The following is a 13,887-nucleotide window of genomic DNA, read 5'->3' as shown; positions in this document are numbered from 1 at the left end:
ACCATGGCTGAACCTTTGATTTCGCTTAAATCGGTGCGGCGGGATTATCCCTCCGGTGAAGGCACGATCAGCGTGCTCAAGAACATCGACCTCACCATTGAGGCCGGTGAGATGGTGGCGATCGTCGGCGCGTCGGGGTCGGGCAAGTCGACGCTGATGAATATTCTCGGCTGCCTCGACCGCCCGACATCGGGTAGCTACAGCATCAGGGGCCGGGAAACGGGCAATCTCGATGCCGACGCGCTTTCGGCGCTGCGGCGTGAAAATCTCGGTTTCATCTTCCAGCGCTACCATCTGCTCGCCGAGCTGACGGCGCTCGGCAATGTCGAAATTCCGGCGATCTATGCCGGCAAGACGCAGGGCGACCGCAGGCACAATGCCGCAAGGCTGCTTGGCCGCCTCGGCATGGCGGAACGCCTCGATCACCGTCCCGGCCAGCTTTCCGGCGGCCAGCAGCAGCGCGTTTCCATCGCCCGCGCCCTGATGAACGGTGCCGAGATCATTCTTGCCGACGAGCCGACGGGCGCGCTCGACAGCGCCAGTGGCGACGAGGTGCTGCGCATCCTCGGCGAGCTGCATGCCGAAGGCCGCACCGTCATCATCGTCACCCATGACATGTCGATTGCCAGACGCGCCGGGCGGATCATCGAAATCAGCGACGGCACGATCATTTCCGACCGCAGGACGGATGCAACGCCCGTGCCGCAGGACGATGCCAAACCCGCTGCCGTTTCCGGTGGGTCTTCCGGTCTTGCGGGTCTCGTTTCTTCCCTGCGCGAGGCGTTGCGCATGGCGCTTCTGTCGATGCGGGCGCACAAGCTGCGCACCTTTCTCACCATGCTCGGCATCATCATCGGCATCGCCTCGGTCATCAGCGTCGTGGCGCTGGGGCAGGGTTCGCAGCAGCGGGTGCTGCAGAACATATCGAGTCTTGGCACCAACACGCTGGAAATCTTCGCGGGCAAGGATTTCGGCGACATAAGGTCGGGCAAGATCACCACGCTCGTCGTTTCCGATGCCGAAGCGCTTGCCAAGCAATCCTATGTCGCGGCGGTGACGCCGACGGTCTCGACCTCCAGCACGGTGCGTTTCGGCGCGAAGGAAGCGAATGCGCTGGTGAACGGCGTCAGCGAGCGCTATTTCGTCGCCAAGGGCACCAAGCTGTCGCAGGGCCGCTTTTTCGATGGCGGAAGCGTCGCGCAGAAGGCGCAGGAAGTGGTGATCGACGAAAATACCCGCAAATCGCTGTTTGCGGATTTCGATGGCAGCCCTGTCGGCCAGGTCATTCTCATCGGCAAGGTGCCGGCCCGCATCGTCGGTGTCACGCAGGCGCAGCAGGGCGGTTTCGGCTCAAGCCAGAACCTGTCGCTCTACCTGCCTTATACCGCCGTCCAGTCGCGCTTTCTCGGCAGCCTGTCGCTGCGCAGCATCACGGTGCAGGTGGCCGACGATGTCGATGCCTCAATCGCCGAGCAGGCGGTGACGACGCTTTTGACCCAGCGGCACGGCACACGGGATTTCTACATTCTCAACACCGACGATATCCGTCAGACCATCACCAGCACCACGCAGACGCTGACCCTTCTGATTGCGGCGATTGCGGTGATTTCGCTGCTGGTCGGCGGCATCGGGGTAATGAACATCATGCTCGTTTCGGTGTCCGAACGTGTATCGGAAATCGGCGTGCGCATGGCGGTGGGCGCGAGACGCACCGATATTCTGCGGCAGTTCCTCATCGAAGCGGTGCTGGTCTGCATCATCGGCGGTACGCTGGGCGTGCTGGGCAGCCTCGGCTTCGGCGCGCTTTTTTCCGCCTTCAGCAGCAATTTCGCCATGGTCTATTCCACGGCGTCGATCATCGCCGCCTTCGTCTGCTCGACGCTGATCGGCGTTATCTTCGGTTATCTGCCGGCGCGCAACGCGTCGAAGCTCGATCCGGTCGCGGCGCTGTCTGCGGGGTAAATCCCCGCCGGTCACGCCTTGTTTTTTTCGACGAAGCGAATGGCGTCGCCAACGGTCAGGATCGTGCTTGCGGCGGAATCTGGAATTTCCACCCCGAATTCCTCTTCGATTTCCATGACGATCTGAACGGTCTCGAGCGAATCCGCACCGAGATCGTCAGCAAAACTGGCCTCGTCCACGATGGTGGCAGGGTCTGCGCCAAGCTGGTCCACGATGATTTTTCTGATACGTTCTGCAATGGTGGACATGGTGAGACTCCGCGAAAGTTGCCTGCCGCCGAACGCCGCCCCATCTGAATTTGCGCCGAAGATATCCAAGCGAAATCAAGCTGAAGTTTCGAAAGGACAGGCCGCAGAGTCAAAGGCTCGGAAGATCGATGACATCCGGACGTAGCACGCCTTTCGCAGCGGCGAAAGGGTGTCGATCACCCGTTAGTATTCCATAATAATATGGGACGTTCGCCACGTTAAACAGTTTGTGACTGGCAGCGGTGAACCGCAACGCGGTAAAGCTCGTTGCCTGTGAACCTTAAATCCGTCAGCCACACCGAGCCTCATGCCATGGTCCAGTCGTCCCCGGAACGCTTCATATTGCTCGACGGCATAAGGGGCGTGGCCGCTCTTTTCATCGTCCACCGCCACGCCGAGGATCTGTTCGGGAAAAGCACGGCTTCGAGTTATCTCGCCGTGGATCTGTTTTTTGCGCTCAGCGGTTTTGTGCTCGCGCATGCCTATAGCCGGAAACTGGCCGAAGGGGCGATTACGCGAGGCTTTTTCATGAAGGCGCGCTTCGCACGTCTTTACCCTCTTTATGGGCTGGCGCTGGCCCTGATGGCGGCCTATTTCATCTGTCTCTACGTGCTGGGTCTGCCGACTCCGATCGACGATCTGCATCGTCCCATCGATCCCGGCGAGCTTGTTTTCGCCTTGGTAACGGGGCTGCTCTTTTTGCCGGCACCCTTCACGCTCACCCTGAACGGTGCGCTGTTTCTCGTCAGTCCGGCATGGTCGCTTTTCAATGAGCTGGTGGTGAATGCGTTTTACGCCCGCTTCGGTGTCCGGGCCACGACGAAACAGACCGCCGCTGTGCTTATTGTCAGCGCCCTTGTGCTGATGGTGGCTGCAGCCGAGTTCGGCCGTCTGCATGCCGGTTTTCGCTGGCATGAAATGTATGCCGGCATGGGGCGGGTGTTCTTCTCGTTTTTTGCCGGCGTGCTGATTTACCGTTTCCGCAATCGTGTACCGCAGTTGAAACCCTTTCAGGCGGCGCTTTGCCTTCTGCTGGTCTGTTTCATTCTGGCCGTGCCGATGTCGCGCGAGCTTCGGCCGTTCTTCGATCTTGCGGTCGTCCTCGTCGTCTGGCCGCTGCTGCTGTTCGTCGCCAGCAAGACCGTTCCGGGGCGCGGGGTGGGAATGGTCTCGGCGTTTCTCGGCACGGCGTCCTATGCGGTCTATGTGCTGCACATTCCGCTTCTGGCCTGGACGGAGCTTCTGATCCCCGCGGTGCACCGGGAAAACCTCGCTTTGCCGGCCGGCATTGTTTTCCTCATCGGCACGACGTGCCTGTCATGGTGGCTGACGGTCTATTACGATCAGCCCGTTCAGAAATGGCTGAAGGACCGGTTGAGAAAGCGGAGCGAAATCCGCCAGCCGGTATGACCCTGCCTCGCGGCTGAAAACCTCAATAATGGGCGAAAATCGGGGCAGTCAGCACGAAAGCTGCGACGAGGCTGATGATCGTCAGTTTCGCCGCTCGCATGCGGCGCATTTTGCGGCCGCTCCAGTCATACGTCATACTCACCTCCACGCAGACGCAAAACTTACCGGCATGGGAAACAACCGAAGCCTGGCGAAGACCGGTCATGGTCTCGCAACGCCTCGGATGCACATTCCATACCCAAGCTTCCCGGGACGCGCCTGATCGCGCGCGGGACGCTCAATTTCAGTGTTGCCTGATATACGGCTTTTGCCAAGCCGTTATTTTCATCGGTGATTTTGAAGGCCGCCATGAAAAGGGCGGCAAGCCCAATCACCGGTAAAGAGGCGGCAGGCCCTGAATGGCGTAACGCGGCAGCGGTTTCCACGGTTTGACGCGTTCATGTTTGTGAACGCCGAACAGGAACAGCATTTCCTCCGAAATGTCGGCAGGGTCGGTCAAGCCATCCTGAAAGAGCTCGATCACCTTGCGGGCGGCACTGTTGTAGAGAATGACTTCGTCGTCCATGGTGTGGCTATCATAACCGAGACCTTCCAGCACTGACTGGAGCATTTTGAGGTCCTGCGATGTGATGATGCAATTTTCATATGCGGAAGACATGACGTCCTCCTTTCCTGTGGGGTTCACAAAAGCCGGAGCGTCGCGCTACCGTCCAGAGGCGGTGCGGGGACGCTTCAACGCCTTGAAACGCGGGCGACGTCAGGGAAACCGTTTCCGGCCCGTGCCGTCATGCATGTCGCGTGAATTCCGGATCGTTCCCGCCGGGCAACGGGCGGGACAGGGCTGGGGGTGCAACAGGCCTGACGGCGGCAACGCCCTTTAATTACCGATGAAAAAGCCTGCGCTGATTAAGGGGAATAGGCAAGTTAATTCCGTTGACAACGGCGGAAGATGCGGCAGCCGCTGCCGCAGGCAACAAAAAAGGCCGGGGCAATATTGCACCGACCTTCCTCATATCGCTCTCAACACCCGTGCCAGTACATCCGTGGTCAAAAGTCTGAAGCGACTAAAACAACTGCGAACGTCGATTTCATTCGCGCTCACCAGCAGTTGCCATGTGAGCTGTCTAAATGGGCAATGTGGCCAAAACAAGTCCGGTATCCATGGTGATACTTTTATTCGCCATGACATGCCGGCCCGCACGACGCTTATTTCTTTTTGGCATCCGCTGTCGTGGCGTTTGCGAATTTGACCTGCGAACCGGCGGGCGGCGCGGCAGGTGCTTTCGTCTTGTCCTTCTTCGGTTTGCGGATTTCCTTGTTGCTGCGCAATTGACCCTTGGCCATGGTGTCCTCCTCCTGTTGGATTGATACGGCCTCGAGCGGCTATGAGATAATCCGTTCAAGGCCCGTTCGACCGGGCGATGCTGGAGATCCGGCCAGTCAGTTCTTGCCGGATCGTTTTTTTGCGGAAACCGGCGCGTCGGCGATAATCGTCGCTTCCTGTGCTTCGCGAAGCTGGCGAAGGCGTTCCGTTTTGCGGGCGCGCTGGTCGGCCTCGGCGTTTATGATCTGCTTTGCGGCGTTATCCGTCAATGACGCCCTGTCCTGTGCGGATAGTTTGCCGGGTTTGAAAAAAGTTTCCTTTGACGCGGCCATGGCATTCTCCTTTATGGAAGAGCGGTATCGGACGGCTGGCGGGGGCGGGTAACCTTTTTGGCGGCAGGCAGCAGCCCTTCGCGGACGCGCTTTTTCCCTGGCCCAAAAACAAAAGGCCGGGCTTTGACCCGACCTCTCACAATCATTCTAACCTGCAGCCAGTACATCCGTGGTCTGCGGGGTCAAATGACGAATATCAAGCTGCCTGAAGGTTATCAGCCGAGCTCTTGCCGGACCGACGGTCCTGGACGATCTCGTAGCTGATCTTCTGGCCGTCGTTCAGCGAACGCATGCCAGCGCGCTCAACAGCGGAAATGTGAACGAAAACGTCCGCGCCGCCATTGTCAGGCTGAATGAAGCCGAAGCCCTTGGTGGCGTTGAACCACTTTACAGTACCAGTGTTCATAACGATTTCCTTTCGTAGAATCGTTGTGGTTCCCGCGATACCTTGCGGGATAAGATCGATTATTTGAGAGGAAATCCGACGGGGAACACAGCGTTCCAGAACGACGTCACAAGCAATGGTCGATGAGGAAAATATAGGCGCAATTTTTGATTTTGCAATGGGCCCTGAAGGAAAAAGCACCGGCGAGCGACCGCTCATCGGCTAAGTATCTGGTTCACGGCGCTATTTACCGCTGATCCAAACGTGCGCCCGGTCTGGCGCGGCCTTTGGTCTCGCGCGCATCAACCTCCGCCGGGAGACACGTCTTTCGCGCCGTCGTCCGGCAGGCTGCCTGCGCCCGGCGTCTTGTCATAGTCGGTCAGGGAAGGTTTGGCGTGCGGGCCGGCGGGAGGAATGTCGTTCGGGCTGGAAGGCCCTTTGTCGACTGTTTTCGGCTTCGTTTTCTTCGTCATGTCGCGTCCTCCTTTTAAAAGGAAAACGCAGGGGAAAAGGTGCGGGTTCCGTTTCCACGCCGCGCGGGCGCGCTTTTCCGCCGTCAGCGGCGGGAACGCGGCTTTTTCTCTTCCCGGTTCATATCTCGCCCGACCCATTTGAAGAATACGACGAGGCTGACGCCGATGATGATGAGCGGAACGAAGGATTCAAAACTGGACATGACTCACTCTTTCTTCCCCCGGCGACCATTTTACCGGCATGGAAGAAGCGCGTAATCTACGGAATATCGTCCGTTCTTTTTTGGCAATTGCCGTCTGCGGCCCAGCTGCCGATGGGCCGCAGACGAAGGCGGTTAAACCGGCAGCGATTTCACCGCCACCGTGCCGCCTTCACGGGCGCTTTTCAGCGCCGCCACGCCTGTCAGAACGGACATGGCGCCGGCGCGCGAACCCGCCCGCTGCCGCAGCCGGTCGTTGGAGCCGGGCTTGAAGATCATGTCGCGCATGCGGTTGTCGCCGCCATAATGGCCGCCGGGCTCATGCGGCACCCAGATATGTTCGACACCGCCGCCGAAGCTTTTCACCAGCAGGATTTCATCGGCCGGCGGTTCCGTCCAGGGCTGCTTTTCATACTGGCGCATCTCGATGCGGCCCTTATGGCCGTTGAAGGCGATGTGGTGGCCCTCGATCGGCATATAGGTGTTGAGCGAATAGGAAACCTGCACGCCGCTGGCATAACGGATCGAAGCGCTCATCGTGTCGGGAATGTCGATCTCCTCGCGGAAGACGCAGGCATCGCGCATATAACCGTCCACCGTCGAAGGGTCTTCATAAAGCGCATCGAGAAAAGGATCGGCCCCGAGATCCATGAAATAATCGCACTCGTTCTTGTGCGGACAGGTGCGACAGCGCGTTCCCCGGAACGGACCGTTCTTGCCATAATGCAGCAATTGCCCGAAACCCTTCACCTCCACGGGATCGGAATCGAGATACCAGTTCAGCAGATCGAAATGGTGTGTGGCCTTGTGCACGAACAGGCTGCCGGAATGCTCGGTGAAGGCATGCCAGCGGCGGAAATAATCCGCGCCATGCTGGTTATCGAGATACCAGTGGAAATCGACCGAAGTGACGGTGCCGATGGCGCCTTCGTCGATCAGCTCCTTGATGCGGGCGGCGGTGGGAGAGAAACGATAATTGAAGGAGACGTCGACCCGGCGGCCGCTTTTGGCCTCCGCCGCGCGAATGCGGTCGATCTTTTCCGGGGTGGTGGTCATGGGCTTTTCGCTGATGACATCGGCCCCGCCTTCGAGCGCCCGGATGATGATGTCGTCATGGGTGTCGTCAGGTGTGCAGACGATCACCAGTTCGGGTCGCTGCTCCTCCATCATCCGGTCGAAATCGTCGTAAAGCGGCGCGTTCGATCCCATCATGGCGCGGGCGCGCTCGGCGCGCATCAGGTTCAGGTCGCAAATGCCGACCAGTTCGACATAGTCGCTCCAGCCGGCCAGCAATTCGCGGCCCCACATGGTGGTGCCGCGATTGCCGGTGCCGACCAGCGCATAGCGTTTGCGTTTCACCTTTTCAGGCATCGTCTCTCTCCCGGATAATCAACAAACAGTCTTGAAACGCTCGACCACGGTGGCGAGGACCTCGTCCATCGGGCGCGCCTGCCAGCGATGCGAAAAGATTTCCACTTCCTGCGGGCCGTGGAAGCCGGCGGCTTCGATCATGGCGCGAAATGCCTTCAGGTCAATCACGCCGTCGCCCATCATGCCGCGATCGTTGAGCGGATCGGTGGTCGGCACCAGCCAGTCGCAGATATGGTGGGCGAGAATTTGCCCGTTTCTGCCTGCACGCGCCACCTGTTCCTCCAGTTCCGGATCCCACCAGACATGGTAGACATCGATGGCGACACCGGTGCCGGCACCCAGCCTGTCGCAGAGATCGAGCGATTGTTTCAGCGTGTTGTAGCAGGCGCGGTCGGCGGCATAGAAGGGGTGCAGCGGCTCGATGGCGAGCGGTACGCCGGCAGCCCGCGCATAGGGAAGAAGCTCGGCCATGCCGTCCTCCACCATCTGCCGTGCGCCTTTCAGGTCACGCGAGCCAGCGGGCAGGCCGCCCACGACCAGCACAAGGCAATCGGCCTTCATGGCGGCTGCCTCATCGACCGCGCGTTTATTGTCCTCGATGGCGAGGCGGCGGCCTTCGGCATTGGGCGCGGGGAAAAAACCGCCCCGGCAATGGCCGCTGAGGCGCAGCCCGTTCTGCTCGACAATGCGGGCGGCTTCAGCAAGGCCAACGCCATGCACCTGCTCGCGCCAGGGCGAGATGGCGGTGATGCCATGGGCAAGGCAGGCATCGACGATGGCGCCGAAGTCTCCGCCCTGACGCACGGTGGCGAAATTGATGGAAAGGCCTTCAAGGCTCATCTCTGTATCTCCCCTTATTTTGCTTCACCCGATGCCACGGACGGCCAGAAACGCCTTCATGCGATGCGTCGCCAGATCAGGCTCGGCCAGCACATTGGCCCTGTCCGCCAGTCGGAAAAGTTCGGCGAAATGCTGCGTGGAGCGGGTGCTTTCCTGCCCGCCGACCATGGTGAAATGGTCCTGCAACCCGTTCAAATAGGCGAGGAACACCACGCCGGTCTTGTAAAAGCGGGTCGGGGCCTTGAAGATATGGCGCGATAACGCCACCGTCGGCTCTAGAATATCGAAGAATTCGTTGTCCGCCCCGCGCTTCAGGCAGGCCAGCGCTTTCGAAGCCGCCGGCGCTATGGCGTCAAAAATGCCGAGCAGTGCATCCGAATGGCCCTTTTCGTCACCGGCGATCAGTTCGGCATAGTTGAAATCGTCACCGGTATACATGCGAACGCCTGCGGGCAGGCGGCGGCGCATGACGATTTCCTTTTCCTTGGAGAGAAGCGAAATCTTGATGCCGTCGATCTTGTCTGCATTCTCCTCGATCATGGCTAGGCAGGTTTCCATGGCCTGCATGTGGTCGCCGGAACCCCAGTAACCCTCAAGCGCGGGATCGAACATCTCACCCAGCCAGTGGATCACCACTTTCTGGTCGGCATGGGAGAGAACCCGCGCATAGGCCTTGAGATAATCATCCGGGGAACGCGCCGCCGCAGCCAGTGCACGACTCGCCATCAGGATCACACGTCCGCCTTCTCCCTGAACAAAATCAAGCTGTTCGAGATAAGAGTCGACAATCTGGTTCAGGTCGTAGCCGCTGCCATTCAGATGGTCGGTGCCGACGCCGCAGGCGATCAGCGCATCCTTGCGGCTGGCCGCCTCCTTCAGCGAACGGGAAATCAGTTCCTGCGCCTGCGGCCACGCCAGCCCCATGCCGCGCTGCGCCGTATCCATCGCCTCGGCGACACCGAGGCCGAGATCCCACAGGCGGTGACGGAAACGCAGCGTCGCGTCCCAGTCGATGGCTGGCGTCAGCCATGGGTCATTATCGGCAAGGGGGTCGGCCACCACATGGGCGGCGGCGAAGGCGACGCGGTTGAAATCCGCGGCACTGCGTTTCTCAACCGCGACTGGCGTGCCTGAAAGCCGGTAGACCTCGATGCTACGGTCATCCTTCGGAAGCTTGAGTTCGCTCACCGTCGCCTCCTTACGAAATAGCGGGAACGTCGAGCCACCGGCGTTCCTTCCACGATTTCAGTCCAAGCTCCGCAAGCTGCACGCCCTTCACGCCTTCCATGAGGCCATAGGGCCACGGATCGTTGTCCACCAAGTGGCGAACGAACATTTCCCATTGAGCCTTGAAGCCGTTGTCATAGACGACATTGTCCGGCACCTCCTGCCAGGTCTTGTAGAAATCGATGGTCTGCGGCTGGTCGGGGTTCCATACCGGCTTCGGTGTGTTGGTGCGGTGCTGGGTAAAGCATTTTGTCAGGCCCGCCACCGCCGAACCAAGTGTGCCGTCCACCTGAAAGGTCACGAGGTCGTCGCGGCGCACCCGCACTGCCCATGAGGAGTTGATGTGGGCGATCACGCCGCCTTCCAGCTCGAAGGTGGCATAAGCGGCATCGTCGGCATCCGCCTTATAGGCTTTGCCCTGCTCATCGAAACGTTCCGGAATATGGGTCGCGCCGAGGCAGCTCACCGATTTCACCGGACCGAACAGGTTGTCGAGCACATAACGCCAGTGGCACAGCATATCGAGAATGATGCCGCCGCCATCCTTCAGACGGTAGTTCCAGGAGGGGCGCTGCGCCGGCTGCCAGTCGCCTTCGAAAACCCAGTAACCGAACTCGCCGCGCACCGAGAGGATTTTGCCGAAAAAGCCGCTGTCGCGCAGCATGGCGAGCTTGCGAAGGCCCGGCAGGAACAGCTTGTCCTGCACCACACCGTGCTTGATGCCGGCGCTTTCGGCCAGCCGCGCAATCGCCAGCGCCTCTTCCATCGTGTCGGAAATTGGCTTTTCGCAATAAACGTTCTTGCCGGCCTTGATGGCTTTCTCCAGCAGGCTGCCGCGCATCTGCGTCGTGCCGGCATCGAAGAACAGCGTATCGTCGGGGTTCGCCAGCGCCGCATCGATATCGGTCGTCCAGCGCGCGACATTGTGCTTTCTGGCGATTTCCTCGATTTTCGCGCCGTTGCGTCCGACCAGAATGGGGTCGAGCATGACCCTTTCGCCGTTCTTCAACAGCACGCCGCCCTGATCGCGAATGGCGAGAACGGAGCGCACGAGATGCTGGTTGTAACCCATGCGGCCGGTGATGCCGTGCATGATGACGCCGATACGTTTCATGAATTTCCTCCCAAGGCGGCCTCTTCCCGAAAGCCGCTTCCGTCAAACATGGCAATTTGTAACCATTTGGTTATTTGTGGTCGTGAAGGATGCGATCTGTCAAGGTGTTTTTGACAGGAAAAATTCGTGACCTGACGACGGTTGCGTTTTTGTGTTTCCACCGCGCCGCAAAAGAAAACGACGCGCTTCGCGGATGCGAATGGCGCGTCGTCGCTGTTGTTAAAGAGGAATTCGGTTTGACTGGCTCAGACCGGCCGCACTGCAGCAAGCAGGGTATCGACGATATGCTGGCCCCAGCGCTCCAGCTCGGCGGGATCGGTCAGGTCGCGCTGGAAGATCGTCGACAGCGTGAACCGGTTCGAAAGATAAAAAGCGCCGAGCGAAGCGATGGTCAGATAGACGTCGATCGGATCGAGACCGTCACGGAATTCGCCGGCGTCGCTGCCGCGCCGCAGCACGTCCTCAAGCTCGGAAATGAAGTTCGAATGCATCGCCGTAATCGTCGGGGATTGCCTGAGATAGCGGGCTTTATTGAGGTTTTCCGTGGCCAGAATGCTGAGGAATTCCGGATGGTCGAGGAAGTAGTGCCAAGTGAAAAGCGCAAGCTCGCGTAAGCCCTCCGAAGGGGCCTTGCGGGCCAGGTCAAGCCGTCTTTCGGTGTGGCGGATATGGCGATAGGCGTCTTCCAGAACGGCGAGATAAAGCGCATCCTTGTCGCCGAAATAATGGTAGATCATCCGCTTGTTGGTGCCGGCGCGCCGGGCGACGACATCGATTCGTGCCCCTGCCAGCCCCTTGGCGGCCACCTCGCGGCGGGCGGCTTCGAGAATGGCGGCGCGCGTTCTTTCCGGGTTTCGCACCTGTGTCGTCGCGCGTTTGCGCTTGGGTGACGGCGTTTTCTCCATGGCCGCATCGGGGGCCGGATCGGACGGCTGGTTTTTTGTCGTTTCTTCCATTTCAGCACCCGCTTGACAATGTTTGCGATCAGTGTTCCCATGTAACCAATTAGTTATAAAACGGCAAGTGTCGTTTACGTTCATCATCAATTGGCAGTCAATAGGGAGGAGTTGCCAATGCCCGTGATGCTTCAGAGGAGAGGTGTGCTTTCAGCGGGGCTTGCGGCCCTGTCGCTTGCAACACTGGGAGGTGGTTCAGCGCAGGCCCAGGCCGCGCGCCTTCGCATGTTGTGGTGGGGTTCGCAGGAGCGCGCCGACCGCACCAACAAGGCGATAGCAGCCTATAAGCAGGTCAAGCCGGATCTCGATATTGCCGGTGAATTCGCAGGCTGGAGCGATTATTGGCCGCGCCTTGCTACGCAGGTTGCGGGCCGCAATGCGCCCGACCTGATCCAGATGGATTATCGCTATATCTTCGAATATGGCCGCCGCGGCGCGCTCGCGCCGCTGGACGACTATATCGGCAAGGGCCTGAAGATTGAGGATTTCGGCAAGATGAACATCGATTCCGGCCGGGTCGATGGCAAGCTTTACGGCATCAATCTCGGCGTCAATTCAAGCGCCGTCTTCTTCGACAAGGCGGCCTGGGAAAAATCCGGTGCGACGCCGCCGGCGATCGGCCAGACCTGGGAGGAGTTTGCCGAAAACGCCGCCAAGCTCAGCAAGAACAAGCCGAAGCCCGGCTATTATGCCACGGCCGATGCCAGCGGCGTGGAGCCGAGCTTCGAAAACTGGCTGCGCCAGAACGGCAAGTCGCTTTACACGCAGGATGGCGGCATCGGCTTCGATCCTGCCGATGCGACCAAGTGGTTCACTTTGTGGGCGGATCTGCGCAAGAGCGGCGCCTGTGTGCCGGCCGATGTGCAGGCGCTCGACCAGCTCAACATCGAAACGAACCCTTTGACGACGGGCAAGGCGGCAACGGCATTTGCCCATTCCAACCAGTTCGTCGGTTATCAGAAACTCAACAAGTCCAAGCTTGCCATAAGCTCCTATCCGAAGAGCACGAAGGATGGCCCTTCCGGCCATTATCTGAAACCCTCCATGCTCATCAGCGTCGCCAATGGCAGCGCCGGCATCGAGCAGGCCGTCGGTTTCATCAACTTCCTTGTGGCTGAACCGCAGGGCATCGATATTCTCGGCGTCGAGCGCGGCGTTCCTGCTTCGGAATCCATGCGTAGCCAGTTGAGCAGCAAGCTCGACGAGGTCAGCAAGACGATGGTGGACTATATTGCCGAGATTACCCCCGGCGTCGGCGATCTGCCGCCGGCGCCGCCTCCGGGCGCGGGCGAATTCGCCTTCGTCCTCAAACGCACGGCGGAGGAAATCGGCTTCGGCAAGATAACGCCGGAAGAGGGCGGTGACCGCCTCGTCAAGGAATCCGAAACCGTTATCAAACGGAAGTGATGGTTTATGGCCTTTCGATCTGAAACTCTTGTGGGGGAGAGCCGTGGCGCGGCTCTCCCGAAGCGGGGCGGCGTTAAGCGGATTTTCGACCGCAACATTCACGCCTACCTGTTTCTGCTGCCCTGGCTGATTGGCTTTTTCGGCCTCACCCTCGGTCCCGCGCTTGCGTCGCTTTACCTGTCTTTCACCAATTACGACCTGTTGCAGTCGCCGGACTGGGTGGGGGCGGCAAACTATGTGCGCATCGCCACGGCCGACCCCAAATTCGCCGCAGCCATGCAGGTCACCTTTACCTATGTGCTGCTGTCGGTGCCGCTGAAGTTGATCTTCGCGCTGCTGGTCGCGCTCGCCTTCAACCGCGGCATCAAGGGCCTGACGCTCTATCGGGCGATCTTCTACCTGCCGTCGCTGCTGGGTTCGAGCGTCGCGATTGCCGTGCTCTGGCGCCAGCTTTTCGCCTCTGACGGTCTCGTCAACATGATCCTGTGGCAGGCCTTCGGTTATGAAGGGCCGAGTTGGATTTCCAATCCGGATTATTCGATCTACACGCTGGTCATCCTGTCCGTCTGGCAGTTCGGTTCGCCGATGATCATCTTCCTCGCGGGTCTGAGACAAATCCCGCAGGACATGTATGAGGC

General features: G+C 59.7%; 15 protein-coding genes. 4 read left to right on the top strand and 11 right to left on the bottom strand.

All coding sequences use genetic code 11. The features are described from left to right. Window positions 1-3: 3 nt before the first annotated feature. Window positions 4-1,962, top strand: coding sequence for a MacB family efflux pump subunit (locus ACQZ60_RS24905; RefSeq protein WP_448736339.1), 1,959 nt, complete (start codon window positions 4-6; stop codon window positions 1,960-1,962). Between the two features lie 11 nt (window positions 1,963-1,973). On the opposite strand, the gene ACQZ60_RS24900 is transcribed toward ACQZ60_RS24905, so the two are convergent. After that, window positions 1,974-2,210, bottom strand: a complete 237-nt coding sequence (locus ACQZ60_RS24900) for an acyl carrier protein (protein WP_003520197.1) — start codon at window positions 2,208-2,210, stop codon at window positions 1,974-1,976. A gap of 312 nt (window positions 2,211-2,522) precedes the next feature. Here ACQZ60_RS24900 and ACQZ60_RS24895 point away from each other — a divergent pair, with 312 nt between their 5' ends. Continuing rightward, window positions 2,523-3,620: an acyltransferase family protein gene (locus ACQZ60_RS24895; RefSeq protein ID WP_448736338.1), complete on the top strand. Its 1,098-nt coding sequence runs from the start codon at window positions 2,523-2,525 to the stop codon at window positions 3,618-3,620. Between the two features lie 370 nt (window positions 3,621-3,990). On the opposite strand, the gene ACQZ60_RS24890 is transcribed toward ACQZ60_RS24895, so the two are convergent. The 10 genes from ACQZ60_RS24890 to ACQZ60_RS24845 form a co-directional block, all read right to left on the bottom strand. Further along, window positions 3,991-4,278, bottom strand: coding sequence for a hypothetical protein (locus tag ACQZ60_RS24890; RefSeq protein ID WP_448736337.1), 288 nt, complete (start codon window positions 4,276-4,278; stop codon window positions 3,991-3,993). A gap of 548 nt (window positions 4,279-4,826) precedes the next feature. Next, window positions 4,827-4,964: a hypothetical protein gene (locus tag ACQZ60_RS24885; RefSeq protein WP_020809401.1), complete on the bottom strand. Its 138-nt coding sequence runs from the start codon at window positions 4,962-4,964 to the stop codon at window positions 4,827-4,829. A gap of 96 nt (window positions 4,965-5,060) precedes the next feature. Continuing rightward, a complete protein-coding gene (locus tag ACQZ60_RS24880; RefSeq protein WP_020809402.1) occupies window positions 5,061-5,276 on the bottom strand; it encodes a hypothetical protein in 216 nt (71 codons plus the stop codon). A 196-nt stretch (window positions 5,277-5,472) separates the two neighbouring features. Continuing rightward, window positions 5,473-5,682 (bottom strand): cold-shock protein, encoded by a 210-nt coding sequence (locus ACQZ60_RS24875; RefSeq protein WP_003520191.1) that lies wholly within the window; start codon window positions 5,680-5,682, stop codon window positions 5,473-5,475. Between the two features lie 281 nt (window positions 5,683-5,963). Further along, on the bottom strand, window positions 5,964-6,134 hold the full coding sequence (locus ACQZ60_RS24870; RefSeq protein ID WP_020809249.1) for a hypothetical protein: 171 nt from the start codon (window positions 6,132-6,134) through the stop codon (window positions 5,964-5,966). A gap of 335 nt (window positions 6,135-6,469) precedes the next feature. Further along, window positions 6,470-7,705: a Gfo/Idh/MocA family protein gene (locus ACQZ60_RS24865; RefSeq protein ID WP_448736336.1), complete on the bottom strand. Its 1,236-nt coding sequence runs from the start codon at window positions 7,703-7,705 to the stop codon at window positions 6,470-6,472. A gap of 18 nt (window positions 7,706-7,723) precedes the next feature. Beyond that, on the bottom strand, window positions 7,724-8,545 hold the full coding sequence (locus tag ACQZ60_RS24860; protein ID WP_448736335.1) for a sugar phosphate isomerase/epimerase family protein: 822 nt from the start codon (window positions 8,543-8,545) through the stop codon (window positions 7,724-7,726). A 24-nt stretch (window positions 8,546-8,569) separates the two neighbouring features. Next, window positions 8,570-9,733, bottom strand: coding sequence for a dihydrodipicolinate synthase family protein (locus ACQZ60_RS24855; protein ID WP_020809246.1), 1,164 nt, complete (start codon window positions 9,731-9,733; stop codon window positions 8,570-8,572). Between the two features lie 10 nt (window positions 9,734-9,743). After that, entirely contained in the window at window positions 9,744-10,886 is a 1,143-nt protein-coding gene (locus tag ACQZ60_RS24850) for a Gfo/Idh/MocA family protein (RefSeq protein ID WP_020809245.1), read from the bottom strand. Window positions 10,887-11,131: 245 nt separating this feature from the next. Continuing rightward, a complete protein-coding gene (locus tag ACQZ60_RS24845; RefSeq protein WP_035264374.1) occupies window positions 11,132-11,842 on the bottom strand; it encodes a TetR/AcrR family transcriptional regulator in 711 nt (236 codons plus the stop codon). Between the two features lie 117 nt (window positions 11,843-11,959). Between ACQZ60_RS24845 and ACQZ60_RS24840 the strand changes: the two genes are divergently transcribed. Both ACQZ60_RS24840 and ACQZ60_RS24835 read left to right on the top strand, forming a co-directional pair. Continuing rightward, window positions 11,960-13,249: an ABC transporter substrate-binding protein gene (locus tag ACQZ60_RS24840; RefSeq protein WP_020809243.1), complete on the top strand. Its 1,290-nt coding sequence runs from the start codon at window positions 11,960-11,962 to the stop codon at window positions 13,247-13,249. A gap of 6 nt (window positions 13,250-13,255) precedes the next feature. After that, the coding region (locus ACQZ60_RS24835) for a carbohydrate ABC transporter permease (protein ID WP_448736334.1) at window positions 13,256-13,887 on the top strand (632 nt) is incomplete at its 3' end.

The organism is Agrobacterium sp. 22-223-1 (genome assembly GCF_053522385.1).
This window is presented reverse-complemented; position numbering and strand designations above follow the sequence as displayed.